Below are 26,394 nucleotides of genomic sequence, written 5' to 3'. Positions count from 1 at the left end.
ACACAAAATCGCTTCCTTGTATCAAAGCCGAGGCGCATGTCCTCGGCTTTTATGAAAAGAACCGCCTTTTGGCGGTTCTTTTCTGTTTTATGCGCGCCTTGTGGCGCGATATGGGACGTTTACGGTGTTTTGGGGTTTTCGGCGGCAGGGAAACGTGCTATAATAATACCGATTATCGAAATATCGAAAGGAGCCGCGAACGTGGCTGACATTTCCGTACAAAATTTGACGAAATATTACGGCGATAAGCTGATTTTACAGGATATTTCCTTTGATATCCAGCCCGGGGAAAAGGTGGCGATCCTGGGCGCGAACGGCGCGGGCAAGACCACGCTCCTGAACGTGCTGACCGGCCGCCTGCCCTATGACAGCGGGCATGTGTCCTTCGGACAGGGCAAAACCGCGGGCGTGATCGACCAGATGCCGGATTTCCCGCCGGAATCCACGGTCGAGGACGTGCTGCGCCTTGCCTTCCGCGAGTCGGACGAGGTCGCGGCCGCGATGGACGAGCTGACCGACGAGATGACCCGCCGGCCGGACGACGCTTCCCTACTCAAACGCTATGCGCAGCTTGAGACCCGGCTCGAGATCCTCGGCGGCTACAACCGCGATTACGAGATCGACCGCGTGTGCAACGGTCTGGACATTCCCGAGGCAATGCGCGCGCAGCAGTTTGCGCTGCTTTCGGGCGGCGAAAAAACGCGCATCAACCTCGCCCGCATCATTTTGGAGCAGACCGATATCCTGCTGCTCGACGAGCCGACCAACCATCTGGACATGCAGGCGGTGGACTGGCTGGGTGAATATCTGGAAAACTACCGCGGCACCGTGATGATCATTTCGCATGACCGTTGGTTCATCGACCAGTGCTGCGACCGCGTCATTGAGATCCACGACGGTACCTGCGATTTCTATAACGGCAACTATTCGTATTACGCGGTCGAGCGGGAGCGCCGCCGCGAGGAGCAGCTCAAGCATCACGAGCACGAGCTGGCCGAGAAAAAGCGTCTGGAAGCGACCGCGCGTGCGATGCACGAGCACGGCACCGAGCATCTGGCCAAGCGCGCGGCCTCGATCGAGAAGCGTATCGCGCGCATGAAGGTCACCGACCGCCCCAAGACCGAAAAGAAGATGACCGTCACCTTCGGCGACCCGAACTACGAGACCGAGGAAGTATTAAAGGTCAAGGATATTACAAAGAGTTATGACGGGCGGGAAATATTACACGACATCAGCTTCAACATCCGCAACCGCGAGAAGGTCGCGCTGCTGGGCACGAACGGCGCGGGCAAAACCACGCTGCTCAAGATCCTGCTCGGCGAGGAAACGCCGGACAATGGCGTCATCCGCAAGGGCGTGGGACTCAAACCCGCCTACCTGCCGCAGCAGGTGTACTTCGCCAACCCGCACCGCAACCTGATCGACACGCTGATCTACGACAAAAACGTGTCCATGCAGGTCGCGCGCAACCGGCTGGGCTCGTTCCAGTTCACGGGCGAACAGCAGATGAAAACCGTGGACATGCTGTCCGGCGGCGAAAAGAGCCGCCTGCGGCTGTGCGAGCTGATGTATGATCCGCTGAACTTCCTCATCCTCGACGAGCCGACCAACCACCTCGACCTCGCCAGCCGCGAATGGATCGAGGAAGCGGTCGAAGCGTTTGACGGCACGCTGTTGTTCGTCTCGCACGACCGTTACTTTGTCGAGCGGTTCGCGACCCGCGTGCTGTTTTTGGAAAACGGGCAGCTGATCGACTTCATCGGTTCTTATTCCGACTTTTTAAAATTCTGTGAAAAAGGGCAGCTGCCGGAAAATCCCGCCCCTGCCCCGGCGCCGAAGCGCAAAAAGCCCGATGTCCCGACACTCGACGACGTTCCCCGCCCGCCGGAAAAGCCGAAACGCACGGGCGGCACGAAGAATTTGCAGAAACAGCTCAACACACTCGAGCGGGAGATCTCCCAGCTTGAGCAGCAGTCGGCCGACCTGGAACAGCAGATGATCGACGCTTCGTCCGACTCGGCGCGCCTGCTCGAACTGATGACCGAAAAGGAAGCGTGCGACGAGTCGCTCGCCGCCAAGATGGACGAGTGGGAGGCCGTTGCGGCCGAATTGGAGGAATTGCAGCAATGATCGAACGCAAATTCTGGCTTGCGCTCGCGGCGCTGTGCGCCGTGGGCGGCGTGATCCAGCTGCCGTGGGCGCCGTCGCGCTTCGGCGCGGCGTTCTTCCTTGCGCTTGCCGTCGGCTGCGCGGGGATGTGGCTGGTGCTGCGGCTGCGGGAGAGATTCCGCGTCTGCCGCGTGCTGGCGGTGGTCGGGCGCGTGCTGTTTGCGCTGTTTGTCCTGTCGTTTGCCGCGATTCAGATTTTTGTCATCCAGGCGGGCATGCGCACGGAGACAGCCGACACGCAGGCGGATTATTATATCGTGCTCGGCGCGCTGGTCAACCCGGACGGGCAGCCGTCCGCGGCGCTGGCCGCGCGGTGCGACACCGCGGCCGACCTGCTGGTCGCGAACCCGGACAGCAAAGCCGTGCTGTGCGGCGGACAGGGCGGCAATGAGCCGTGCACCGAAGCGGACTCCATGTTCGCTTACCTGACCGAGCAAAAGGGCGTCGATCCCGCGCGCCTGCTGCGCGAGGACAAGTCCGCCAACACGATCGAAAACCTGGAAAACGCGCGCACGCTGATCGAAACGGCTGAAGCGCGCGACCATGAGAGCTATACCGCGGCGGTCGTCACGAGCGACTACCACCTCGCGCGCGCCAAAGTGCTGCTGCGCCGCGCGGGCTATGAGCAAGGGCTGGGTGTGCCCGCCCCCACGCCGTATCCTGCCCAGTGGGTGGCCGTGCGCTGCCGCGAATACTGCTCGATCCTCGGGCTGATGCTGACCGGTCGTTGGACGGTCTGAGGGGAAGGAGAAACGCATGTTTGAAAAAGTGAAAGGGCTGTGCCAGCGCATGGATGAGCTGGAAGCCCGTCTGTCCGAGCCGGGGCTGTACGACGACCCCGACCGCGCGGCGAAACTGCTCAAAGAGCGCAACGAGCTCGAGCCGATCGTCGCGGCCTACCGCGCCTATGAGCAGGCGCAGCAGACCATCGCGGACGCGACCGAAATGCTGTCCGACCCGGACATGAAGGAGCTGGCGCAGGAGGAGCTGCATCAGGCCAAGGACGATGTGGCACGGCTCGAGGACGAGCTCAAGATCCTGCTGCTGCCCAAGGACCCGAACGACGATAAAAATATTTTCGTGGAAATCCGCGGCGGCGCGGGCGGCGAGGAAAGCGCGCTGTTCGCAGCCGACCTGTACCGGATGTACACGATGTATGCCGACAAGCGCGGTTGGCAGACCGAGGTGATGAGTTCGTCCGAGACCGAGCTGGGCGGCTACAAGGAGATCGTGTTCCGCGTGGCGGGCGACAAGGTGTATTCGCGGCTCAAGTTCGAGTCGGGCGTCCACCGCGTGCAGCGCGTGCCCGAAACCGAGAGCCAGGGCCGCGTGCACACCTCGACGACGACCGTCGCCGTGCTGCCCGAAGCGGAAGAAGTGGACTTTTACCTTGACCCGAACGATCTGCGCATCGACACCTTCCGTTCATCGGGCGCGGGCGGCCAGCATATCAATAAAACATCCTCGGCCATCCGCGTCACCCATATCCCGACCGGCACGGTTGTGGAATGTCAGGACGAGCGCAGCCAGCACAAGAACAAGGACAAAGCGCTGCGCGTGCTGCGCAGCCGGCTGTATGAGGCCGAGGTCGAAAAGCAGCAGGCCGCTATCGCGGCCGACCGCAAAAGTCAGGTCGGCACGGGCGACCGCTCGGAGCGCATCCGCACCTATAACTTTCCGGAAAACCGCGTGTCCGACCACCGCATCAAGCTGACGCTCTACAAGCTCGACCAGTTCCTGAACGGCGACATGGACGAGATTCTGGACGCGCTGATCGCGGCGGACACCGCCGAAAAGCTGAAGGCGCAGAGCGAGGCCTGACCCGAAAGGAGAATCCCCATGAACGAACTGATGAACCTTGCGCAGGCCGCGCCGTGGCTGGCGATCGGCGGCGCGCTGGTCGTACTCAATCTGGTGCTGCTCGTGCTCAAGATCACGAAAAAGCTGCTGCTGCTCGCAGTCGGCGTGGTGCTGGTCGCGATCGGCATTTACACCGGCGTGATCGACGCACCGAGTGGATTGGTCACGGTTTCGAGTGTCTTTATTGGATGATAAACCCCACATGGAAGTGAAATAGATATGGAAACAATAATGCTTTCCCCACAAACAGATGAAAACGCGGTAAAAACCGCCGCAGACCTGATTTTGCAGGGCGAAGTGGTCGGCATGCCCACGGAAACGGTCTATGGACTCGCTGCCAACGCCCTAAATGGGGATGCGGTGGCGAAAATCTTCCGCGCAAAGGGCCGCCCGCAGGATAACCCGCTGATCGTGCACATCGCGGCGTTTGATCAGATCTACGACCTGTGCCCGGCGGTGCCGCCGCAGGCCAAACTGCTGGCCGAGGCGTTCTGGCCCGGCCCGCTGACCATGATCGTGCCCAAGGGCGACTGCATCCCGGACGAGGTCTCGTGCGGGCTGGAAACGGTCGGCATCCGCCTGCCGTCGCACCCGCTGGCGCGCGATTTGATCCGCACGGCGGGCGTGCCGCTGGCGGCGCCCTCGGCCAACACCTCGGGACGGCCGTCCACTACGACGGCCGAGCACGTCCTGCGTGACATGAACGGCAAGATCGCCGCCATTCTGGACGGCGGGCCGTGCGGCGTGGGCGTGGAGTCCACGGTCGTGACGCTCGCGCTTGACAAGCCGCGTCTGCTGCGGCCGGGCGGCGTAACGCTCGAGCAGCTCGAAACCGTGCTGGGCGAGGTCGAGGTCGATCGCGCGCTGTACGAGAAGATCGGCGACGATGTGCGCGTGTCTGCGCCCGGCATGAAATACCGCCACTACGCGCCCAAAGCGCCTGTGACGGTGGTGCGCGGCGACCCACAGCGCACAGCAGAATACATCGCAGCGCATATCTCCGGCCCCACCGGCGTGCTGTGCTTTGACGAATATGGGGACCTGTTCCCCACCTGCGTGGTCGAGCGCTTCGGCTCGCAGAACGACCTCGCCGCGCAGGCACGCGAGGTGTTTGACCGCCTGCGCGCGTTCGACGACACGGACGTGCAGCAGATCTGGGCACAGTGCCCGTCGGACGAGGGCTTAGGCCTTGCGGTCGCCAACCGCATCAAAAAAGCCGCGGGTTTTCATGTGATCGAGCTTTCCTGACCGCATAACCCGCAGGAGAAGGTGGAAAAATGAGAATCATCGGCCTGACCGGCGGCAGCGGCACGGGCAAGGGCACGTTTGCCGCCCTGCTGCGCGACAAGGGCGCGGGCTGGGTGGACGCGGACGCGGTCTACCGCACGCTGTGCGCCCAAAACCGCGATATGCTGCACGCACTTGACACCACGTTCGGCGGCGTGCTGGATGAGGACGGCGCGCTCGACCGGCCGAAACTCGCGGCAATCGTGTTTTCCGACCCGGAAAAACTCGCAAAACTGAATGAAATCACCCTGCCCTATATCCGCGCGGCGTCCATGGACGCGATGCGCGCGCAGGGCGACTGTCCGTTCGTGCTGTACGACGCGCCGACGCTGTTTGAGGTGGGCGCGGACGACCTGTGCGAGCGTGTCATCGGCGTGCTGGCGGATACCGAGGTGCGCGTGCAGCGCATTATGGCGCGCGACGGGCTGGACGAAGCTGCGGCGCGTGCCCGCGTGGCCGCGCAGCCGGATGCGGATTTTTACCGCGCGCGGTGCCAGTACATTGTGGAAAACAACGGCGGCCTTGCCGATTTACAGCGGCAGGCCGACGCGATTTTTGAAGTTTTACGCAAAGGAGACGGATAAAATGACTTCTGAACAGCTTTTTTATGACAAAAAACCCGGATTTGACCGCCTGACCGGCAGCGACAAGCGCGCGATGCAGGCGTATGCCGAGGCATACAAGGCGTTCCTCAACGAGGGCAAGACCGAGCGCGACGCCGTGAAGGAAATGGTGCGTCTGGCCGAGGCCAAGGGCTTCCGCGCGTGGACGCGCGACGATACGGTCAAACCCGGCGACAAGATCTATCAGGTCAACCGCGACAAGGGCATCATGCTCGCCGTCATCGGCAAAAAGGGCATGCAGGAGGGCGTGCGCCTGACCGCGGCGCATCTGGACGCGCCGCGCGTGGACATCCGCACCATCCCGCTGTATGAGGACAACGGCATGGCGTTCTTCAAGACGCACTACTATGGCGGCATCAAGAAGTACCAGTGGACGGCGATTCCGCTCGAGCTGCGCGGCGTGGTGTGCGTGTGCCACAACGGGCAGATGAAAAAGGTGGAAGTGCGCGTGGGCGATAAGCCGGAAGATCCGAAGTTCGTCATCACCGACCTGCTCCCCCACCTCGCGACCGAGCAGATGACCAAAAAGGCGACCGAGGTCATCAAGGGCGAGGGCATGAACGTGCTGATCGGCTCGGTGCCGAGCGAAACCGTGGACGAAGCGTGCAGCGAGAAGATCAAGCTCGCGATCATGGAATACCTCAACCGTCAGTACGGCATGGTCGAGGCGGACTTCCTGTCGGCCGAGCTGTGCTGCGTGCCGGCGTTCCAGGCGTGCGACATCGGGTTTGACCGCTCGTTCGTCGGCTCGTACGGCCATGACGACCGCGTTTGCTCGTACACCGCGGCGACCGCGCTGCTCGACCTCAAGGCGACGCCCACCCACACTTGTGTGTGCCTGCTGGTGGACAAGGAGGAAACCGGCTCGGACGGCGTGACCGGCATGCAGTCGCGCGCGTTCGACACCTTCATGGCCGATTTGTGCCGTGCGCAGGACGCGCTGGTTGAGGAGTGCTATGAAAACTCGGTCTGCCTGTCGGCCGACGTGTGCAACGCCTTTGACCCCAACTATCCGGAGGTGTCCGAGAAGCGCAACGACGCCAAGGCCAACTGCGGCTTTGCGCTGGTCAAGTATACGGGCGCGCGCGGCAAGTCGGGCACGTCGGACGCGACCGCGGAGCTGATGGCGCGCATCCGCTGCATCTTCGACAAGGCGGACGTCGTCTGGCAGACCGGCCAGCTGGGACGCGTCGATCAGGGCGGCGGCGGCACGGTCGCGATGTATCTGGCCAACCGCAACATCGACACGGTGGACGCGGGTGTGCCGGTGCTCTCCATGCACGCGCCGTTCGAGGTGATCGCAAAGCTCGACCTGTATATGGCTTACAAGGGCTTCGGGGCTTTCTATAAGGACTAAAACGAAAAAAGGACGCTCAAAAGCGTCCTTTTTTGTTGCCATATCAGTCCAAAATGGAGAATTCCACTTCCTCGAGCGGGTAACCGTCCTCGAGGATCATGGGCGCGCGCAGGTTGTGGTCGGCGAGCGACTCGGGCAGGTGCGCGAGCGTGAAATGCAGCTGGCTGCCGCCGCCTTCGCGCGGGGACAGAAGCAGGCTGCCGCCGTGCAGCAGCGCGATGCGCTGGACGAGCGGCAAACCCAGGCCGGGCGGTGTGCCCTGCCGCGCGAGCGCAAGATATTCGTCCAGCGGCGCGGGCATCTGCCAGCCGGACAGCAGCGCTTCGAAGCGCGCAGCGTCCAGTCCCGGCCCGCGGTCGGCGACCGTGATGGTGTAAAACGCGCCGTCATCATACAGGCTGAGTGCGATGTCGCCATCCGGCGGCGTGACGTGCAGGGCGTTGGTCAGCAGGTTATACAGCGCGGTGCGGATCAGCTGCGGTTCGATCAGCGCAAGGCAGGTGTCCTCCGCCTGCACGGTGATGGGCGCGGCGCCGCGGCTGCGCGCGTGGGCGGCGGCCTGATCGGCCGCGTCGCGGCACAGTTCGGCCAGATCGCAGTGATGCAGCCGCAGCTGCTCGGTCAGCGGCGGGTCGTGCAGGAAATCCGAATGGGTCAGCAGGCGGTGCAGCCGCAGGCACGCACGGCGCAGGTGCGCGGCCAGCTGCGGATCGTCCACTTGTGCCGCGTCCGCCAGCAGCGACCCCAGATATTGTGTGCCTTTGGCGTGCAGCACGCGCAGCGTGCCGTCATAACACGCGCGGTCTTCGCGCAAAAAGGCCAAAAGCGCCCCTTCGCGGTGCGGGATGATCTCCACGCGGTAGTCGGTGCCGTCCAGCTCCTCGTACACCGTGCGCGGCGTGCGCGCGGCAATGCAGTCGCGCAGGGCCGCGGCTGTCGGCTCGCTGAGCAGCTGGTCGATGCGCTCGAGCGGGTGCAGCCCGGTCAGCCGCGCGGCGGCTTCGCTGGCGTTTTCGATATGCAATGTGGGGGAAACCGCAACAACTGCGGCGTCGCGCAGGCCGGTGCGGGCAAGCAGTTCGCGCAGGGCTTTCTCATCGATCTGAGAGAAGAAAGTATCCGCCATCTCCATCCTCCAAAATATTTTGTTTCTCTTTTTCGTGGTATAAGGCAGCGCAGCGGCTGAAATACTATATTTTGTGGGATGTGCTTATTATACCACCAGACGGGAATGCATTGCAAAGAAAAATGTACAAAAAGCCCGGCTATAATGACAAAAAATTCACAAATATTACACCTTGCGGCAGCGGACCCGTTTAGTGTATAATAAAACCATCAACAGAGACTCATTAAAAATTATTAGGAGGATACTGTAAATGGCTATCAAAGTTGGTATCAATGGCTTTGGCCGTATCGGCCGTATGGTTTTCCGCGCTGGTCTGAAGAACCCGAACATCGAGTTCGTTGCGGTAAACGATCCGTTCATGACTCCGGACTACATGGCATACATGCTCAAGTATGACACCATGCACGGCCGTTATGATGGCACCATCGAGTATGACGACAACTCCATCACCGTGGACGGCAAGAAGGTTCTGTTCCACGCTGAGATGGATCCGAAGAACATCCCGTGGGGCAAGGACGGCGTTGATTACGTTGTCGAGTCCACCGGCGTGTTCCTGACCAAGGAGAAGGCACAGGCTCACATCGACGGCGGCGCCAAGAAGGTCATCATGTCCGCTCCGTCCAAGGACGACACCCCGATGTTCGTTATGGGCGTTAACCAGGACACCTACACCAAGGACATGACCTTTGTTTCCAACGCTTCCTGCACCACCAACTGCCTGGCTCCGATCGCTAAGGTTCTGGACGAAGCATTCGGCATCACCGAAGGCCTGATGACCACCGTTCACTCCACCACCGGCACCCAGAAGACCGTTGACGGCCCGTCCAAGAAGGACTGGCGCGGCGGCCGTGCGGCTTCCGGCAACATCATCCCGTCCTCCACTGGCGCTGCAAAGGCTGTTGGCAAGGTTTACCCGAAGCTGAACGGCAAGCTGACCGGTATGTCCATGCGTGTTCCGACCCTGGACGTTTCCGTTGTTGACCTGACCTGCAACCTGGCTAAGCCGGCAACCTACGACGAGATCTGCGCTGCGATGAAGAAGGCTTCCGAGACTCCGCTGTCTGAGGGCGGCCTGCAGGGCGTTCTGGGTTACACCGACGAGGACGTTGTTTCCTCCGACTTCCTGGGCGACGCTCGTACCTCCATCTTCGACGCCAAGGCTGGCATCCAGCTGACCGACACCTTCGTAAAGGTTGTTTCCTGGTACGACAACGAGTGGGGCTACTCCAACAAGCTGCTGATGCTCATCGAGCACATGGCTGAGGTTGACAACAAGTAATTGTTGCAAGTATTCTCTGATTTTTAATAAAATTACGGATAGAATGTGTTAAAAGTTCTAATGTGATTTTATGAAGGTCTACGTTCTGTTAGATAATATGTGAATTTGTTACGGTAGCGAAAGCGAAACGGTTCGTGGAAACTACAGTAGCGGATGGACTACCATAACAGAAGCAAATCGCACCTCTTTCTAAGGCATAACGCCGCAGAAAGAGGTGCTTTTTTATGTTATTAAAAGATGCAGCAAAAGAGTTTGAGTTTAATTGTAAATGCAGAAAGTTATCCGATAAAACCATTCGGAATTATAGTAAGTTAATATCGTATTTGCTGGAATACCTAAAGAACAAACATATGGTTTTAACTTTGGAGGATGTGCGTCCTGCCTATATTAAAGCCTATATTATGGAGTTGCAGGAGCAAGGGAAGAAACCACAATATATCAACGATCAGATTAAGGCATTTAAGGTTTTGTTCCGATATCTATATGAGGAAGGGTATACAGATTCAATCTTGACAGAGCGCATAAAGAATGTCAAAATGCCAAAAACCATTATTCAAACATTTACAGAAAAAGAAGTAAGAGCTATGGTTGATTTCTATCATGGGCAAAGCTATATGCAGCTTCGAGATAAATTGATGATCATGACATTTTTCGATACAGGAATCCGTGTGAGCGAGTTGATCGGCATGAAGCTTTCGCAAATCAAGGAAGAGTACATTATTATTTACGGTAAAGGCAACAAAGAACGGGTTGTTCCAAAGAGTCCTATGTTAAGTAAATGGCTTTTTAAGTATATCAATACAAGAGAGCATTTCTTTGAATATCGTCATGTGCCGGAAAATGTCTTTTTAAGTAGAAATGGAAGACCAATGACTACAGAAGCAATCCACCGAGTTTTGAAAATTGCTGGAAAAGCTTCGGGCGTCAATCAAGATATTCGTGTGAGTCCCCATACCTGTCGACATACATTTGCACAAATGCAGTTAAAGAATGGCTTGGATTTATACAGTTTATCCCGCTTAATGGGACATTCCAATATTAGCATTACACAACGTTATCTGGAAGGGCTAAAGGATGATGAGGTGTTGAGAGCTTGCAAAGCTACAGGCATTTTAATGAATATCTGATGCTGTATTTTGACCGGTAAGAGCATTGTTCAAAAATTATTCATATATTTTTTTGGATTTTTAATGTGGATTGGTTGATAAAACGAGAATAAAAAAATATGATATATAACAGGATAAAGGTGGCGATATGCTTTCGTGTGTTTAGAATAAATAGTGATGCTCTATTCTTTGGACTTGAGATTCTACAAAAGAATGCACTGATATTAAACAGCTGCCTATTTATTATAGGCGGCTGTTTGTTATTGCGCTAGGAGGTGATAATAATGTTAGAGGAACTTGCCAAGAAATTCCCTGAAGGATTCTTTGAAAATCAGGGGAAAATATATTTTCGTATGCTAACAAAGATCGATGAACAAGGAGAGTATTTTATTACAAATGCAGGGGATGCAGTAGAACACTATCATCGTGATGCAGATTATATAACCTATTTAAGACCTTGGAAAGATACAAAAGGATACGATACGGTTAAAATTCATGGGAAAAATGTCCGTGTCCATCAATTGGTTGCACAACAGTTTGTACCAAATCCGCAAAATTTGCCAGAGGTTCATCATATAGACGGGGATAAAAGCAATAATTGTTTTTGTAATTTAGAATGGTGTACACGTGCCGAGCATAATGCGAAGCATGGTAAACCTGTTGTTGCGCTGGACAAGGAAACAAAGGAATTAGTCTTCACGTTCCAAACTGCGGCTGAAGCAGAAAGGGAAACTGGAATACCTGCAACTGGCATCAGGGATTGCTGTAAAAAGCGTTATCGTACATACCGTGGTTACATTTGGATGTATGTGTCCGAATATGAAGCAATGCAAAATGAGTAATAGAGAACAAATGCCCTTTGCTTTGATTGTAAATGGTCTAGATTGAATCTATATTCTTCTTACACAAATAATTGCATTGAAAAGCGAAATGCAATATAGCGCATTGTGGCGCGAATATGAAGAATGAGAAAAAGAAAGATTTTTAAACCATTTTGTGAAATAATGATGAGTAGAGGGTATATAAATTTGTCTCATAGAAAAAATATTCGTATTATTTGGAGAATGTAGGTTGAAAGAACACCGAGCGGGTGAGAGTGCACCCGCTCGGTGTTTAGCTTGCAAGAAAATACTGTTTAATCTGTTTGTTGCTATCTTGTTGAATAATAGGGATATTCATGTAACGTACTTCGTCAGCAATAGGAGTTGGTACGTCAGAAAAAATCCATACTTTTGCATTGGTTCGCGCTGTACGTGCCCGGCCTGCAGCCTGTACAATGGAGGAGTGTATTGTGTTTATTTGTAATGTACGCAAGTTCTCATCTGAAAAGGAGAAAAAGGATGTGGTATAGTCTTCAATTTCCTGATAGTGTCTGTGCTGTATATTGCTGGAGAAAGGTAAACCTAATGCTTTTGCCATCAATTTATAAATGGGTTCAGGAAACGAGAGTTTGCCAATGACAAGAAGATTTTTCCCATTTAATGTATCTACGCCATCTAAATTGCCGAAGGCATAATAATTGCCTTCACTATTCTGTTCTGCATGAAAGCCTGCGGCAATAAAGCGTTCTACATATTTTTTGAATGTAAGGACTGTATAGGTTGCATAATCAGGGACAGTGGATTTAATATAATCCACTAAATCATCAAAATGTTCATCTAGAAACGTTGCGCTACATGAATATGTAATGTCTTGAATGATATTCTGTTGGTTGCAAATTTCAGGAACCGCAAACCAATGACAAGGACGTGGTTCGAATATTTTTTTTGTGATAAGCTTATCCATAGTGGCAGATAAGATGATCGTTTTGCAGATTGGTTTATAAGGTAACTTGTTGACAAATGAAACTAGCTTATCTGCATCTGAGCTAATCGTGAATGCACTACTCTGTGAAAAATAAGCCGCATTTTCATACTTGGTTTCGTTCGTGGCAGAACTATTAAATAATGTTATGTCAAAATCATCTTCGGAGAGTTCAGATAGTGTTTCTACTGTAGAAACTGGTTCTGAATAAACATAGGAACAATTTGAGCCGTTAGAAATCTCATCGTATGCATGTCTGAGTTGCGTTAGTAGTGGTTGATATTTGTTTTGTTTTTCGGGCAAAACAAGACTGCTATAGAATTTCATCAAAACATTATATGGACACGTCTTTATACCTAAATACGTGCTTTTAATATCTTCGTCAATCACTACTAAATCATAATTAGTTGGTTCGGCCGCAATAGAAAGAAACGCATGGGTACAAATCACAATATGAGCATGTGAAGAATCGTATAAAGAACGTTGGTATTCATCAAGACCTATAGGTTGATCTGTATGCGAAGCACAACACTGTGCATAGAAATTATGCGCTTGCTTCGTTAATCCTGCCTTTAAATATTTTTGATATTGTGCTTCTTCTTCTGGATTGGATAATGATGGGCGTCTTTTTATGCGAATAACATCGCTTTGCCCTGCATTGCGTAAGCGGAGTTCTATTTCGCAAGCTAAATCATGCGTGGGGACACATAGAAGGACTTTGCGATAGCGGCTATAATCAGCACAAGTATATACCTCAGTTTTACCAACACCCACACCTGCGTGGATGGCATAAACATCTTTGCTGGGAGATGACAAGGCCTTTTGAAAGTATGTAGTCAATTTGTTGAAAGCCTTTGCAAGTGGAATTTTGTCCGTTTCAGTAATTCTTGCGGGAAATACTACTCTCTGCTGTAAAGCATCAAATATATTTGTATATCCACAAAAGGCCAGATAGTCATTATAGGGATAAAGATTTTCATTTTGTAAATATGAAACTGAACATTTATAATGTGCGTATCGCATCATATTGTGTGTTTGATTTTTATAATAATCATAGTCATGCCCATAAAGCACAATATTTTCTTTAATATGGTGAAGAAAATATGAAATTCCGCCCTCTATAAATCGTAAGTTGGTAACAAAAAAGAAACGTTCCTGATAATTTAAAACTTTTGTTCCTTCTACAAAAGCATTGAATAGTTTAGACATCCAGAATAATTTTTTTTCCCAATTTCGAATGCGTTTGGGGTGTGGAACTTCGCTATTCGAGCGGGGGATATTGTTTATGCGTGTGCTTCTATTACTTACTACACTTATCTCGTTGCTTACGTTATCAATTGCGTTTAATAAAGTCAACATTTCTGTATCATTATTCTGTGTCTGCCTGCGATATGATTTAGCTATTGCAAATGATTTTTCGGCATAACCGTCAATAAACTCAAAATCAATTACAGGGCAAAACTCTTTTGTAATTACATTTGGCATTTGTGGTGTACCAATAATTTTTACAGCCCATTTTTTTGCAATGCTTTTCCATTTTTTTGTCTGATCTGTTGAGGTAAGACGAGAATTAGTGACTAGACATACATAATGCTGCCATAGTGTTTGCTCGTCTAGTGTTGCGTTTTCGTCAATATAGAAAGTGTCAATTGGTTGGTTTGTACCGAAAAACATACGGGCAAAGTCTTTGCACTGCTTATCACATGTCGGGAATAAAGTCATTAGCATATCGATCAAAATACATAGTTTACGCTGACGATCTTTTGGGATTGTTTCATTTAGGTGAAAAAGGACACGGAACTTATGGTGCTCTTGAGTAAAGGAGAAAGTGGGGTAAACAATTGTAGGATATAGCCCTGCTTTTTTCATTTTCTCGATACAGTCTTGCATCGTAAGATAGTTTTGGGCTTGAATGGATTCATTCTGCGAGAAAGCGTTATCAAAATCCAGCCCAATCCACTCGGATTCTTGAAATTTGCTGGAGTTTACGGTTTGGCTATCGGTAGCATTCAAATTCAAAACATTTGTATAAATAGTATATCCTTGGCTTATTTTTGTGGCTATTTCCTGAATGTTTCCGTGATATAGCTGAAGATTTTCACACATACGATGCATTCTACGTTCATTGTTAGAACTAGGTTTTTGAGAAAAGCCATTTTTTGATATAATAATACTCATTTTTTGCACTTCTTTCAAAAAAATGTGATAAATACCCCGTTTACCGTATTTTTACCAATATATATTATTTGGGTCATTGGACGGGAAAAAGGGGATTTTTTAAAAGAAGTTCGCGCGCTAACTTTTTTGTGTTTAATACGATATCATAATTTATCCTGTTTGTCAACTTATAAATGTGAAAAAAGTTTTAATAAATGCATAATTATCTAAATAATTGGAGATTATAAGATGAAAAAAGTTATAATTTTTAAGAAATGCGGAAAAAGTAAACAACGCTAAAAATGAGATAAAAATTACAAAAAACTGCCTAAAAAATAAAAAAGCCGATAGATCCCTATAAAAATAGAGCTAACGGCTTTTTGTGCTTTTACAATAAAAAATGGTTATTGAATAAGAGGAGTAAAAAAATTTTCGTTATACCATTTAACTTTTCTTTTTCATGCAAAAAACATAATGTTTGCGGTAGAATACGATTGTTGTACGATAAAAAGCTTTTTAAGGCTCATCGATGATTTGTAGTTTATCTAAAGCAAATTCCACGCATTTTAATATCAATTCATTTCTTGTTCTACCGGTACGAGAAGATACTTTATCGAGCTGTTTAAGTACTTCATTGGGCATTCTACAAGATACAACTGTAGTTTCTCCATAATTTTTTTTTGCACGAACAATGAATTTATCTTCAGAATTCATATTATCACACCTTTGTAATATTCTACATAATTATTTGTAGTTTTCATATATTACATACGTTTACAACAGTATACAGATGTGATAATATTAGTTTGAAATAACTAGAATGGTTTTTATATTTGTGTCGAAGATGTAAGAATACGAGGAGGTAATACAAATGCAAAAAAAGAATGTTGTTGCCACAGTGTTAAAAATATATGCAATAATAAATGCAGTAGCAGGCCTAGTTATATTTTTTTCTATGCAAGAGTCTTATGTGGATTTAATTGAATCGTTAAGTTTCGCCTTTTTGGGCTTATGCCTTGTATTCAGTTTTGGTAGTTATGCCTTCGGTGAAGTAATTCAGCTTCTGCAAGATATTAAAGACAACACACGAGGAGCAATGAATTTTATTTCAAACAATATCAATGACAATGACTCGGATGATTTACCTAACATTTGAGATTGGTATAAGGAGATAAAAAAGAATGGCTGATAGATATACAATTTTACAGCACTGTACAAACACCTTTTATCTTGTAGATTGTCCTATTCTCTTAGTTTCACATGCTTTAACCAAGGATAAACAGAATAATAATTTATTCGTTCAGTGTAAGTTTGAAAATACACTTCCGAAAGCAATTAAGGCACTATATGTTCATATAAATTGCTTTGATGTAACAAATAATACATTAACTGATGTAGATAGCTTTTCTTATCTGGATATAGAAGTAAGGCAATATCAAACTTTTGGAGATAAAACGCCTATTGTCTTACCGGACAAAGAAACAAGAAAGATTTCCATCACACCTACTAAAATTGTGTTTGTAGATAATTCTATTTGGGAAAATGATTTATCTAAACCCTTTGAGTTGTTTTATTTTAATCATATGCCTATTTCAGAATTAGGAGAATTGGCAGAAGAATATAGGCGGGAATTAGCCGCTATCTGTTTACAAAGTAACCGACATGAATTTCTGCCAACCCATAAAGATGGATATACCATATGTGGATGCGGCAAAATTCTTGTAGATGCAGAAAAAGCATGTCCCGCTTGCGGTGTGAATTTGAAAAAACTGTTTTTGCTTTATGATGTAGATAAGCTGCGAGCGGGATTAGAAAAATATAAGAAAGAAAAAGCTGAGCGCGAGGAACAGGAACGACAAGCGGCTATTGATAAAGAGGTTTTACATTATCAAAAGTGCAAAAGAAGAAAAAATATTATAAAAAAGGTGATTAGAGCAGGAGGAATTATTTTATTGGTTGTCCTTGTATGCTTATCTGTGATTTCATACCAAAACTATAGTCGTAGGCAGGAAGAACAAAAACAATTAAATGGTATTTTGGAGCAAATAGAAGAGTCCTGTATAGAGAATGGGAATACATGTTCCTATTCTGTTGATGAAAATATTATCAGAATAATTATTTCCGATTTAGGGCTGGATTTAAGCATCATTCCAGAAGATCTAACTCAAACCAGTTTTACTTTCTGGACTGATTTTGAGTCAGCAACAGATTCATGGGATACATTTGTTGATAAATGCGAACTATTAAAAAATCAAATTTTGACGCTCTTGGAACAAGATGAGATAGGAGCGAGTTACTCGACTAATATTGTGATGAATTCAGATGATGGACAAAAAATGTTAGAATTCGATAATGGCGAACTAACTTTTAATTATTGGGATAGACTTACTAGTTATTATAATCAGAATATTAAAATATGGATGGATGCATTGGAGAATTTAAATTAATAAAGATTTGCGAACAGAGGGGAAATATTATGTTTGAAAAAATATAGGATTTTTATGACGGAAAAAGCTATAAAAAAATATATGTATATGAGCTTTCATAGGGATAACGAAGAGCTATACATTTAAAAGTAACACTTAAATTCAAAAAGGGATAGTCTTGTGCTATCCCTTTTGTGCTATTAATGTTTGAAAACATACACTTTTGAATATTGCGAAGCAGCCATAGCTCATTCGTAAGTATTCATAATAATTCGAAAATAGAAAAAGGAATAGGAAAAATCCTACTCCTTCGCAAGTTGCTCATATTGTTTTTTATAACGATAGAAAGTCGGCTTTGTCATACCGAGTTGACGCATACATTCAAAAGGACGAAGTTCACCAGAAAGCACACGCTGATATTGAGCGCAAAAAGCATCAAAATCTATAACACGGGGGCGTCCATATTTTTCCCAATCGCCGCGCTCTTTCATAGCTTGGATTCCTTCGCGTTGGCGCTTCTCGCGCTTTTGCATCTCTGCTTGAGCAAAAACAGCATACATTTCAATGAGCATATTATTGATGGTTTGCATGATCATACTTGCCATATCATTTTGCAAACCAGAATAATCTGTTAGCGTAGTGGGGATTTCCAATATTCTGACGATAACACCTTTATCTTGGAAGAACCGAAGCTCTTTTAAAGTATCTTCTTTATTACGTCCCAAGCGATCAAGCTCGGATATAATAAGAGTATCGCCTTTAAGTAGTCTATTACGCATGAATCTATATTCTGGGCGATCAAAGTTTTTGCCTGTTTGTTGGTCTGTATACAGGTCTGCTAACTCTAAGTGATTTGATTCACAATATGCGCGAATTGCGGATATTCCTCTGTCCAAGTGCTGCTCAGTTGTACTTGTACGATGATAACCGTAAACAGCCATTCTCAAAAACTCCTTTTGATTTTTGATATCTCTATTATACATAAGGAGTCTTAAAAAGTAAAGAAAGCATATGAGAATTATTAAAAATAAATATGCATAGATTTTGAAACCATTTTCTGTATATATTTTGATAGTATCAAATTGTATACATTTTGGATATTTACAAATTTCGGAAGTTAGAAGCTGTGTTAAAAGCATATAGCTATAGAATATTTCGTTTAGGAAAAAGATGCACGATATCAAAATAAAAGCAGCACGAGAATTTAATCTCGTGCTGCTGTAAATTTAAATCACTTTGTCTACTTGTCCGTAAATTATTTGATCAAATTCATCTGGTGTGAGCAAAAATTCCCCTTTCATCAAATCAAACTTATGTTCTTTGTGATATGCTGACAATAAATGAGGATGCTGTTCAAGCATATTATAGGCATATGCTTTGTGGCTTTGTCCCTTAACTTCAAATTGGCAAATATCCGTTTTGGTCGGTTTCTGAATTTTTTCGAACCCATGCTTGTCAGTGGAAAAGCGACAAAGAGGCGAACGTTCTGCAAGTAGATCTTCTTGTCTTTGCGTAAGAACAAACTTGCGAAAGAAATTTTCTGCGGAGGTTAAAAGACGAGTTCCAACAAATGTTTGTGGACATAGAAGAATTGGAGTATTTTCAGCAATGATCTGAGGAACTTTGAAATTCTCCCAATTATGTGTTGTCACATTCCAATAAGTACCGGAATATACCTTAGTACTATATTTGAGGCATCCCCATTTGCGACATTCCTCAATCGTATATTTATAAAGCGGCATCCGAATTAATCGTCCGATTAAATCAGAACAGCGATCTTCTCCAAAATTATTAGTCCAAAGTGGAAGATCGGAAAGCTTTTCTACACGATCGAAATAACCTTGCTCAATCATCTGTGAGATGATAGGAAAAAGAATGTTTTCAGATGAACCGCGCCCTCGAGATTTCTTGGTAGAGTATCCTAAATGCAATTCATTGCATTCGCCGCCACCACTCAGAAGTTGATGCACACGAAACATATTATTGCATTGAACAGCAATACACAGTTCATTAAAAAAATCTCGAATTGCTGCTAAAGACTCTTTGGCGCATTGACCTGAAGAGAATTCGATGCGCTCCGCGTCCAAAAATAATGCAACATCGGTGTTGATAAAAATGTCAACAAAACTGATATCGGCATGTCCGGCAATTCTCAGAGCGTTTACAGTGGAAAAATTCAATTTATTCATGATGATATCTCCTTTATTTTATTTGTTTATTTTTACAATTGATTTTTAAAGAGATACCAACTATAATAAATATGCTAACTGTTATGATAGTGGTATCTCTTTACTATTATTGAGTTCTCAACTCAACAAATGTTTTATACCAATATCATGAGAAAAAAGGTTTTTCTGAACTTTCGTCTTTGGCTCAGAAAAGCCTTTTTCTTTTGCTTATTCGGCGCCCTACATTGATTCATTTCGTCCCTCCTTTCAGAAACATGAAAATGTACTTGTGTACCGCTTGGTCGCTTGGCATCTACCAAGGCCATCTACACTATACCACATTTTCTTCTACGACGCAATAGTTTTCCGTTATTTTGATAGATAACCTCTCGGAATCAAATAAAAGTTTGACTTATAGATGCTATTTTGCTATTATAATATCATCAGGGAGGAGTATATATGTTTACTCGAATTAAACTGCATAATTTTAAATCATTTGAAGATATTGAATTTGATTTAACTACTCGCAAAAACACCCCGAAGCATTTAGCTATTATCTTTGGGGAAAACGGTATGGGGAAGTCGAATCTTGCCGAAAGTATTGCTTTTTTCATTGATCTATTACGCACTATGGATGTGCGAGATATGTGGGCAAAAATGCTTGAGGATAAACAATTTAACTCCATGGGAGATGACTTTTTAGTATTCCTACGTCGTCAATTGCGTGAAATGAAAAATCTTATTACTGATAATTATATGATTGGTGCACTTGGAGACATGGAGCTTAGATATGAGTTTTCAATTTCTGGTCGAAAAGGACTATATGAAGTCGCATTTAACCCTGAAAATGGAGAACTCTCTCATGAAAGATTAGAATACACTCTGGAAAAAAATAAAGGTGTATATTTTGATATAATACCAGATAATGTAAGATTAAATAAAAAAGCATTTATCGATAATCAATTTCTCGCGGATTTGCATGAATTAGTCAGAAAATTTTGGGGAAAACATTCTCTGCTTGCCATTTTACTTCATGAAGAACATGATAAAACCTCAAAATATATTCATGAATCTATTTCAAATAATTTTGCTTTAGTTCTAAATGAATTCTCATATTTATCATGTTTTTTAAAAACTGGACATGAAGAACGTGGTTATCTGCAATCGTCAGTAAATTTACCAAGAAATTTGGAAAGTGGAGAAGTATCAGTAAATGCAGTTCCGAAGTTGGAAAAAGTTTCGAAAATGCTTTCTCTATTATTTAATGCGATCAACTCGGATAATAAAAAAGTATACTTCGATTTTTCCAACAAAGATGAAAAACATGTGGCTTATCAATTATATGTCACAAAACTGATTTGTGGAAAAGAGCGTAATATACCATTTTCGTTGGAATCTACAGGAAACCATCGCATATTGGATATTATATCTTTTCTTTTTGAAGCAATGAATGGACATATCGTTGTAATAGATGAAATTGATATGGGTATTCATGATGTCTTGATGAAAAAACTTATTGAAGAGGTTGCTCCTCATATTTCTGGCCAACTTATTGTTACATCACATAATACTTTATTGATGGAGATCGATTCGATTAGAGAAGCTATTTACATAATCAGTGAAGATAATAATGCATATAAGCAAATTAAATGTATTAGCGATTATACGGAAAGAACATATCTGCAAAACAATATTAGAAATAAGTATATGAATGAAGATTATGATGGAATACCTCATGTGAAGCAAATTAATTTTACACAACTCTTTCATTCCATTCAATAATGTGGTATTCTACAAGTGTTATCATTAGACTGATAATTATTGATAAGTGATAGCGAGTAAGTCAAATAACCCAGTTATGCTTTAAAAGAGTCAAGCGGGTATAGTTTCTTTTGACATATTAAGAAGACAGAACGAAAACATTATATCGAGCTTTAGGTTGATAAACAGTGATATTTTCGGCAAAAAAACTTTATTATATGAGACAAAAAGTTTGAAAAATGTTGAGTGGGGCTACTCCAACAAGCTGCTGATGCTCATCGAGCACATGGCTGAGGTTGACAACAAGTAAGTTATCCTCTTAACAATCACAAAGCACCTCTTCCAAATGGAAGAGGTGCTTTTTTGTTTGGTGTATGCTATACTGACAGCAGGAAACGGGGGTGGATACCATCAGGCGGAAGTACAGCCAAAGAGAAGTCGAAGCGCATATGCACGGCCGCTTTTACTGCAACCCGGATGACAAAAACCTGTTTGTGCGGCGCCGTGTCTGGGGCGCGTGGACGATGAACTTGGGCAACCCGTGGGCATGGTGCGCCGTGGGCGCGATCGCGCTGGTCGTCTGTGCGGCCGTTTATCTGCTGTTGAGGGCTTTCGGCGTGTGATACAAATAAAAACACTCTTTCCGTCGGAAAGAGTGTTTTTGTTTGCACAAAATCAGTCGGTCAAGTCGTTGGAGAGCTTGAGCTTGTCGAACACATAGAACAGTAGGCTCATCAGCATGCCGACGATAGCGGCCAGCGTCATGCCGGAGAGCGACACGTTGCCGAGCGACAGCGTCACGCCCGAAAGACCGGTGACGAAAATGACCGAGGTCAGCGCCATATTGCGGTTTTTGCCGTAATCGACCTGATTATCCACCAGAATACGCAGGCCGGAGGTGCCGATCATGCCGTACAGCAGGAAGGAGATGCCGCCGATGACCGGGCCGGGAATGGTCTGGATGAGGGCGGCCAGCGGGCCGACGAACGAGCAGATGATCGAGAGCACGGCCGCGCCGCCGATGACGCGCACTGAGTAAACCTTGGTGATCGCCATGACGCCGATGTTCTCGCCATAGGTGGTGGTCGGCACCGAGCCGATCAGGCCCGAGATCATGGTCGAGAAGTTGTCCGCGAACAGCGAGCGATGCAGACCGGGGTCTTTCAAAAGGTCGCGGCCGACGACCTTGCTGGTGACCAGCTGATGGCCGATGTGCTCGTTGGCGATGACCAGAATGACCGGCAGGATGATCAGGATGGCTTCCAGATCAAACTTCGGGGTCTGGAAATTCGGGATCGAGATGAAGCTGGTGTGCAGCGCAGCCGAGATATCGGCCAGCGAAATAACGCCCGTGATCACCGCACACACATAGCCGCAGATGATCGCGATCAGGATCGGGATGACCGACAGGAACTTGCGGAACAGCACGCTGCCCAGCACGGCCACGCCGAGCGTCATGCAGAAGGTGATGACGGTTGCGGTGGTCACGCCGTCGCCGATGATCTGGCCGGTGGACGCCGCCGAACCGGCAAGCTCGAGGCCGATCAGCGCCACGACCGGGCCCATGGCCGCGGGCGGCAGCACCACGTCGATCCACTTGGTGCCGCACTTATAGATGATGGCCGCGAGGATGCAGCCACACAGGCCGACGGCCACAAAGCCGCCCAGCGCATACTGGTAGCCCCAGTTCTGGATGACGATGGTGGCCGGCGCAATGAACGCGAACGACGAGCCGAGGTAGGCGGGTGACTTGCCCTTGGTGATGAAGATGAACAGCAGCGTGCCGATGCCGTTCATAAACAGCACGATCGCCGGGTTGATGCCGAACATGAACGGCACGAGTACGGACGCGCCGAACATGGCGAACATGTGCTGGATGGAAAGCGGTACCAGCAGCCGCGGCGGCACCTTTTCCTCCACCTGGATGATTCGATTGGTTTGCATGTTTCTCTTTTATCCCCTTTTTTGAATTTCTATGAAAAAGCGCGATTTGCGCGTTTTTCTCAGGTAAACAGGCGCCGGATGTCGTCCATGCGCGCACAGGCCATATTATACCCCATTTCGTAGCCCCATTCCAGCTTTTTCACATCTTTTTCAAAACTCTCCAGATGGTCGGTGGGCTGCAGCAGCACGGTGTTCTGCGGCTGCTTTTTGGCCAGCTGATGGCAGAAGCACACGGTTTCGTTGTAGCGCTTGGGGCGCGTGAGCATGGTCTTGGTCAGCGCGGGATACTTGCGGCGCAGGGCGCGCGCGGCAAACTGGGTGCCGTGCGTCATTTCCTTGCGGTAGTCGAGCGGCTGGGTCAGCACGATCAGGTTCTTCTGGTTGCCGTCGTGCAGGCTTTTGACAATCGGGATGGGATCGGCCAGACCGCCGTCGTAATAGGTTTCGCCGTCAATTGTGACCGGCGGGAAATAGATCGGGATCGCGCAGGTCGCGCGCAGCATGGTGCTCGCGCGGTCGAGCTGCATCCCATCGAGGTATTCGGCCTCGCCCGTGCGCGCGTTGGTCACGCCCACGCGGATGCGGCCGGCATAGCGGAAATAGGTGTCCCAGTCGAACGGGATCAGCTGGTTCGGGATGGTGGAGAACACAAACTCCACGCCGAAGATCGAGTGGTCGCGCCGCAGGTTGCGCGCGCCCAGATAGCGCTTGTCGTTGCGGTACTGCCGCAGCACTTCGATGTTGCGCCCGCGCTGGCGGGACAGATAGGACACCGCATAGGTGATACCGGCGGAAACGCCGATGACGTAGTCAAATAGAATATCGTTGTCGAGCAGCGCGTCCATCACGCCGCACGAAAAGACCGGGCGGAACGTGCCGCCCTCCAGAACGAGTCCGGGCATGGTTGGTCACAGCCTTTCTGCATAGGGATGAGGTTACCGGCGCTTGCGCGTGGGCGGCTTTTTGCCCTTGCGGCCGCCGCGTCCTTTGCCGCGGCCCTGACGGCGGCGCTGCGCGCGGTTTCCGGGCGCGGGGGCGAAGGCCGGAGGCGGTGCGTCCTCGGTCGGGTCGGCCACCGGCAGCGCGCCGTCCGCGGGCGCAAAGTCGATCTGGCCGGTCACCTCGCTCGCGGCGAGCAGCTTGACCCGGATGGGCGTGCCGATCGTGAAGCGTTTGCCCGTGCGGCGGCCGGTCATGGTCATGCGCTGCTCGTCGTACTGATAGAAGTCGCCCGCGAGCAGCTCGACGCGGATCAGGCCCTCGCAGCCGTTTGCGAGCGCCACAAAGATGCCGAACGACTGCACGCCGGACACTTCGGCGTCGAATTCCTCGCCGATAAAGCGTTTCATATAGGCCGCGATGAACAGCTTGTCGATGCCGCGCTCGCACTCGTCCGCCGCCTGCTCGCGCGTGGACGACTGGGACGCCGCTTCCTCGCACATGGTGTGGTCGGCGGTCGTGAATTCCTCGCCGGAAAGCGCCTTTTGCAGCATGCGGTGCGCGACAAGATCGGGATAGCGCCGGATGGGCGAGGTAAAGTGCAGGTAGAACTTGGCCTTCAGACCGTAGTGACCGATGCACTCGTCCGCGTAGCGCGCGCGGGCCAGGCTGCGCAGTAGCAGCGTCGGCAAAATGCGCTGCTTGGGGTCGTTTTTCGCGCCGCGCAGCACGGTCTGGAACTGGAAGGTGTCCTCCGGCTTGGACGGGTCGATGCGGTAGCCGAACGGCCGCGCAAACGAGGCGAACACGCGCAGCTTGTCTGGATCGGGGTTCTCGTGCACGCGGTACACGGTCGGAAGGTCGCGTTTGCACATATATTCCGCGACCGCTTCGTTGGCCGCAAGCATGAATTCCTCGATGAGCTTTTCACTTTCGCCGCGGTCGCGGTACTGGATGTCCACGGGCTTGCCGTCCGCGTCCACGATGATCTGCGCTTCCGGGATGTCGAGTTCGAGCGCGCCGCGCTCGATGCGCCGCTTGTACAACGCGTGCGCGAGATCGTTCATGCGCTCGGCAGTTTCGACGAGAAAGCCGTATTCCTCGCGCAGGGCTTTGTCGCCCGCGAGGATTTTGTTGACCTTGTTGTACGTCATGCGCGCGCCCGACCGGATGACCGATTTGGCAAAGCGCGCCTTGTAGCGCCGGCCGTCCTTGTCCACCTCCATCAGCGCGGAGAAGGCCAGGCGGTCAACGTTCGGGTTCAGCGAGCAGATGCCGTGGCTGAGCGCAAACGGCAGCATGGGCACGACATGGCCGGGGTAATACACCGACGTGCCGCGGCGGAACGCCTCCATGTCGAGCGGCGAGCCGGGCGTGACATAGTGCGACACATCCGCGATGTGCACGCCGAGCAGCAAATGGCCGTTTTCGAGCGGCTCGAGCGAGACCGCGTCGTCAAAGTCCTTCGCGTCGTCGCCGTCGATCGTGAAAATCAGCTTGTCCCGCAGGTCAAGACGGCCGGTCAGCGCCGCAGGATCGATCTCCTGCCCGATCGCGTCCGCTGCTTGCAGCACTTCGTCGGGAAAGACGTCGTACACGCCGTTTTCGTGCAGAATGCCCGCGATGGCGGCTTCCATCGTGCCGTCCTCGCCCAGATCGGCCTCGACCACGCCCTGCGGCGGCAGCGTTTCGTCGCCGTAGCACGAGATGGACACCGCCACGCGGTCGCCGGGCTGGGCGTCGCCCAGATGGTGGCGGTCGATCGCGACTTCGGGGTACTTTTTCGAGGCCGGCTGCACGAAATAGGCGTTGCCGCGCTGCACGAGCGCGCCGGTCACCTCGCGGTCCGCGCGGCGCAGCACGCGGATGACCGTGCCTTCGCGCCGGCCGCGGCCATTCTTGCGTTCGCTCATCTTGACCAGCACGCGGTCGCCGTGCCATGCGCCGCCGTTTGCGCCGGGCGGGATGAACAGATCGTCCGGCTTGGGGCCGTCCTCGGGCGCGTCAGGGGCGACGAAGGCAAAGGCGCGTTCGGTGGCGAGGAACGTGCCCGCCACGCAGCCATAATGCGTCGAGACCGCAAAGCGGTTTTTCTTGTTTTTCATCACCTGACCGTCGGCGATCAGGCGGTCAAGCGCGCCCTTGAGCTCGTTTTTTCCGGTTTCCGGCAGGGCGCGGCGCATTTCATCCATGCGCATGGGCTGTGTCAGCAGGGAAAGCAGTTTGTTTTCCAGCTCGGTTTGTTGCATGCAAAGCCCTCCTTTATGTTCTCAGTATACCATCATCGGGCGCGGATTAAAAGGAAAAATGGCGTAAGCTCCGGTTTGACGGCGCGCGGACGGCATGGTACACTAAAGGTATTCCAACACCCTCCGGAAAGGGGAGAATC

The 26,394-nt window shown here is 49.6% G+C and carries 22 protein-coding genes; 14 read left to right on the top strand and 8 right to left on the bottom strand.

From position 1 onward, the window contains the following. The first annotated feature begins 201 nt into the window (after positions 1-201). From abc-f to EJL02_RS05770, 7 genes are read left to right on the top strand one after another with little or no spacing between them, the layout of a single operon-like run. A complete protein-coding gene (gene abc-f, locus EJL02_RS05800; RefSeq protein WP_125115459.1) occupies positions 202-2,130 on the top strand; it encodes a ribosomal protection-like ABC-F family protein in 1,929 nt (642 codons plus the stop codon). After that, positions 2,127-2,909, top strand: coding sequence for a YdcF family protein (locus EJL02_RS05795; protein WP_125115458.1), 783 nt, complete (start codon positions 2,127-2,129; stop codon positions 2,907-2,909). Before abc-f ends, EJL02_RS05795 begins: the two co-directional genes overlap by 4 nt. A 16-nt stretch (positions 2,910-2,925) precedes the next feature. Continuing rightward, complete coding sequence (gene prfA, locus EJL02_RS05790) at positions 2,926-3,990, top strand: peptide chain release factor 1 (RefSeq protein ID WP_125115457.1); 1,065 nt, start codon at positions 2,926-2,928, stop codon at positions 3,988-3,990. A gap of 18 nt (positions 3,991-4,008) precedes the next feature. Continuing rightward, entirely contained in the window at positions 4,009-4,221 is a 213-nt protein-coding gene (locus EJL02_RS05785; protein ID WP_125115456.1) for a hypothetical protein, read from the top strand. A 27-nt stretch (positions 4,222-4,248) separates the two neighbouring features. Continuing rightward, positions 4,249-5,277: an L-threonylcarbamoyladenylate synthase gene (locus EJL02_RS05780; RefSeq protein ID WP_125115455.1), complete on the top strand. Its 1,029-nt coding sequence runs from the start codon at positions 4,249-4,251 to the stop codon at positions 5,275-5,277. 29 nt (positions 5,278-5,306) lie between these two features. Continuing rightward, positions 5,307-5,900: a dephospho-CoA kinase gene (gene coaE, locus EJL02_RS05775; protein ID WP_125115454.1), complete on the top strand. Its 594-nt coding sequence runs from the start codon at positions 5,307-5,309 to the stop codon at positions 5,898-5,900. 1 nt (position 5,901) lies between these two features. Continuing rightward, on the top strand, positions 5,902-7,296 hold the full coding sequence (locus tag EJL02_RS05770; RefSeq protein ID WP_125115453.1) for an aminopeptidase: 1,395 nt from the start codon (positions 5,902-5,904) through the stop codon (positions 7,294-7,296). Positions 7,297-7,339: 43 nt separating this feature from the next. Here EJL02_RS05770 and EJL02_RS05765 read toward each other — a convergent pair whose 3' ends face one another. Then, the gene (locus EJL02_RS05765; RefSeq protein WP_164510305.1) at positions 7,340-8,422 is read right to left on the bottom strand and encodes a sensor histidine kinase; all 1,083 of its coding nucleotides are present in this window, start codon (positions 8,420-8,422) and stop codon (positions 7,340-7,342) included. Between the two features lie 250 nt (positions 8,423-8,672). Here EJL02_RS05765 and gap point away from each other — a divergent pair, with 250 nt between their 5' ends. The 3 genes from gap (at position 8,673) to EJL02_RS05750 (ending at position 11,649) form a co-directional block, all read left to right on the top strand. Beyond that, positions 8,673-9,701: a type I glyceraldehyde-3-phosphate dehydrogenase gene (gap, locus tag EJL02_RS05760; RefSeq protein ID WP_125115451.1), complete on the top strand. Its 1,029-nt coding sequence runs from the start codon at positions 8,673-8,675 to the stop codon at positions 9,699-9,701. A gap of 224 nt (positions 9,702-9,925) precedes the next feature. After that, complete coding sequence (locus tag EJL02_RS05755; RefSeq protein ID WP_125115450.1) at positions 9,926-10,828, top strand: tyrosine-type recombinase/integrase; 903 nt, start codon at positions 9,926-9,928, stop codon at positions 10,826-10,828. 263 nt (positions 10,829-11,091) lie between these two features. Next, a complete protein-coding gene (locus EJL02_RS05750) occupies positions 11,092-11,649 on the top strand; it encodes an HNH endonuclease (RefSeq protein ID WP_243114407.1) in 558 nt (185 codons plus the stop codon). Between the two features lie 271 nt (positions 11,650-11,920). Here EJL02_RS05750 and EJL02_RS05745 read toward each other — a convergent pair whose 3' ends face one another. Continuing rightward, complete coding sequence (locus EJL02_RS05745; RefSeq protein WP_125115449.1) at positions 11,921-14,788, bottom strand: hypothetical protein; 2,868 nt, start codon at positions 14,786-14,788, stop codon at positions 11,921-11,923. 495 nt (positions 14,789-15,283) lie between these two features. After that, entirely contained in the window at positions 15,284-15,481 is a 198-nt protein-coding gene (locus tag EJL02_RS05740) for a hypothetical protein (protein WP_125115448.1), read from the bottom strand. 157 nt (positions 15,482-15,638) lie between these two features. Here EJL02_RS05740 and EJL02_RS05735 point away from each other — a divergent pair, with 157 nt between their 5' ends. Together EJL02_RS05735 and EJL02_RS05730 are read left to right on the top strand one after the other, a co-directional pair. Further along, positions 15,639-15,923: a hypothetical protein gene (locus EJL02_RS05735; RefSeq protein ID WP_125115447.1), complete on the top strand. Its 285-nt coding sequence runs from the start codon at positions 15,639-15,641 to the stop codon at positions 15,921-15,923. Between the two features lie 25 nt (positions 15,924-15,948). Then, a complete protein-coding gene (locus EJL02_RS05730; RefSeq protein ID WP_125115446.1) occupies positions 15,949-17,214 on the top strand; it encodes a hypothetical protein in 1,266 nt (421 codons plus the stop codon). 281 nt (positions 17,215-17,495) lie between these two features. On the opposite strand, the gene EJL02_RS05725 is transcribed toward EJL02_RS05730, so the two are convergent. Both EJL02_RS05725 and EJL02_RS05720 read right to left on the bottom strand, forming a co-directional pair. After that, on the bottom strand, positions 17,496-18,134 hold the full coding sequence (locus tag EJL02_RS05725; RefSeq protein ID WP_125115445.1) for a recombinase family protein: 639 nt from the start codon (positions 18,132-18,134) through the stop codon (positions 17,496-17,498). A 285-nt stretch (positions 18,135-18,419) separates the two neighbouring features. Beyond that, positions 18,420-19,382: a hypothetical protein gene (locus tag EJL02_RS05720; protein WP_125115444.1), complete on the bottom strand. Its 963-nt coding sequence runs from the start codon at positions 19,380-19,382 to the stop codon at positions 18,420-18,422. 438 nt (positions 19,383-19,820) lie between these two features. Here EJL02_RS05720 and EJL02_RS05715 point away from each other — a divergent pair, with 438 nt between their 5' ends. Together EJL02_RS05715 and EJL02_RS05710 are read left to right on the top strand one after the other, a co-directional pair. Then, entirely contained in the window at positions 19,821-21,143 is a 1,323-nt protein-coding gene (locus EJL02_RS05715) for an AAA family ATPase (RefSeq protein WP_125115443.1), read from the top strand. 380 nt (positions 21,144-21,523) lie between these two features. Further along, positions 21,524-21,745 carry a DUF5808 domain-containing protein gene (locus tag EJL02_RS05710; RefSeq protein WP_125115442.1) on the top strand — a complete coding sequence of 74 codons (222 nt, stop codon included), beginning with the start codon at positions 21,524-21,526 and terminating at the stop codon, positions 21,743-21,745. 52 nt (positions 21,746-21,797) lie between these two features. Here EJL02_RS05710 and uraA read toward each other — a convergent pair whose 3' ends face one another. The 3 genes from uraA to rnr are packed head-to-tail and all read right to left on the bottom strand — an operon-like array spanning position 21,798 to position 26,254. After that, complete coding sequence (gene uraA / locus EJL02_RS05705; RefSeq protein ID WP_125115441.1) at positions 21,798-23,066, bottom strand: uracil permease; 1,269 nt, start codon at positions 23,064-23,066, stop codon at positions 21,798-21,800. A gap of 59 nt (positions 23,067-23,125) precedes the next feature. Next, entirely contained in the window at positions 23,126-23,968 is an 843-nt protein-coding gene (locus EJL02_RS05700) for a patatin-like phospholipase family protein (RefSeq protein ID WP_125115440.1), read from the bottom strand. A gap of 33 nt (positions 23,969-24,001) precedes the next feature. Then, entirely contained in the window at positions 24,002-26,254 is a 2,253-nt protein-coding gene (rnr, locus tag EJL02_RS05695) for a ribonuclease R (protein ID WP_125115439.1), read from the bottom strand. Between the last annotated feature and the right edge of the window lie 140 nt (positions 26,255-26,394).

The sequence above is a fragment of the Agathobaculum sp. Marseille-P7918 genome (assembly GCF_900625105.1).
Taxonomy (GTDB): Bacteria; Bacillota; Clostridia; order Oscillospirales; family Butyricicoccaceae; genus Agathobaculum.
The sequence above is the reverse complement of the archived record's forward strand: the minus strand, read 5'-3'. Positions and strand labels throughout refer to the sequence as shown.

Bases quoted from the DNA above. Each gene is read 5' to 3' on its own strand.
- uraA (WP_125115441.1), bottom strand. From the start codon at position 23,066: ATGCAAACCAATCGAATCATCCAGGTGGAGGAAAAGGTGCCGCCGCGG.
- EJL02_RS05745 (WP_125115449.1), bottom strand. From the start codon at position 14,788: ATGAGTATTATTATATCAAAAAATGGCTTTTCTCAAAAACCTAGTTCT.
- EJL02_RS05785 (WP_125115456.1), top strand. From the start codon at position 4,009: ATGAACGAACTGATGAACCTTGCGCAGGCCGCGCCGTGGCTGGCGATC.
- EJL02_RS05750 (WP_243114407.1), top strand. From the start codon at position 11,092: ATGTTAGAGGAACTTGCCAAGAAATTCCCTGAAGGATTCTTTGAAAAT.
- EJL02_RS05740 (WP_125115448.1), bottom strand. From the start codon at position 15,481: ATGAATTCTGAAGATAAATTCATTGTTCGTGCAAAAAAAAATTATGGA.
- coaE (WP_125115454.1), top strand. From the start codon at position 5,307: ATGAGAATCATCGGCCTGACCGGCGGCAGCGGCACGGGCAAGGGCACG.
- EJL02_RS05700 (WP_125115440.1), bottom strand. From the start codon at position 23,968: ATGCCCGGACTCGTTCTGGAGGGCGGCACGTTCCGCCCGGTCTTTTCG.
- EJL02_RS05755 (WP_125115450.1), top strand. From the start codon at position 9,926: ATGTTATTAAAAGATGCAGCAAAAGAGTTTGAGTTTAATTGTAAATGC.
- EJL02_RS05765 (WP_164510305.1), bottom strand. From the start codon at position 8,422: ATGGCGGATACTTTCTTCTCTCAGATCGATGAGAAAGCCCTGCGCGAA.
- EJL02_RS05795 (WP_125115458.1), top strand. From the start codon at position 2,127: ATGATCGAACGCAAATTCTGGCTTGCGCTCGCGGCGCTGTGCGCCGTG.
- prfA (WP_125115457.1), top strand. From the start codon at position 2,926: ATGTTTGAAAAAGTGAAAGGGCTGTGCCAGCGCATGGATGAGCTGGAA.
- gap (WP_125115451.1), top strand. From the start codon at position 8,673: ATGGCTATCAAAGTTGGTATCAATGGCTTTGGCCGTATCGGCCGTATG.
- EJL02_RS05725 (WP_125115445.1), bottom strand. From the start codon at position 18,134: ATGGCTGTTTACGGTTATCATCGTACAAGTACAACTGAGCAGCACTTG.
- EJL02_RS05730 (WP_125115446.1), top strand. From the start codon at position 15,949: ATGGCTGATAGATATACAATTTTACAGCACTGTACAAACACCTTTTAT.
- EJL02_RS05770 (WP_125115453.1), top strand. From the start codon at position 5,902: ATGACTTCTGAACAGCTTTTTTATGACAAAAAACCCGGATTTGACCGC.
- EJL02_RS05720 (WP_125115444.1), bottom strand. From the start codon at position 19,382: ATGAATAAATTGAATTTTTCCACTGTAAACGCTCTGAGAATTGCCGGA.
- EJL02_RS05715 (WP_125115443.1), top strand. From the start codon at position 19,821: ATGTTTACTCGAATTAAACTGCATAATTTTAAATCATTTGAAGATATT.
- EJL02_RS05780 (WP_125115455.1), top strand. From the start codon at position 4,249: ATGGAAACAATAATGCTTTCCCCACAAACAGATGAAAACGCGGTAAAA.
- rnr (WP_125115439.1), bottom strand. From the start codon at position 26,254: ATGCAACAAACCGAGCTGGAAAACAAACTGCTTTCCCTGCTGACACAG.
- EJL02_RS05735 (WP_125115447.1), top strand. From the start codon at position 15,639: ATGCAAAAAAAGAATGTTGTTGCCACAGTGTTAAAAATATATGCAATA.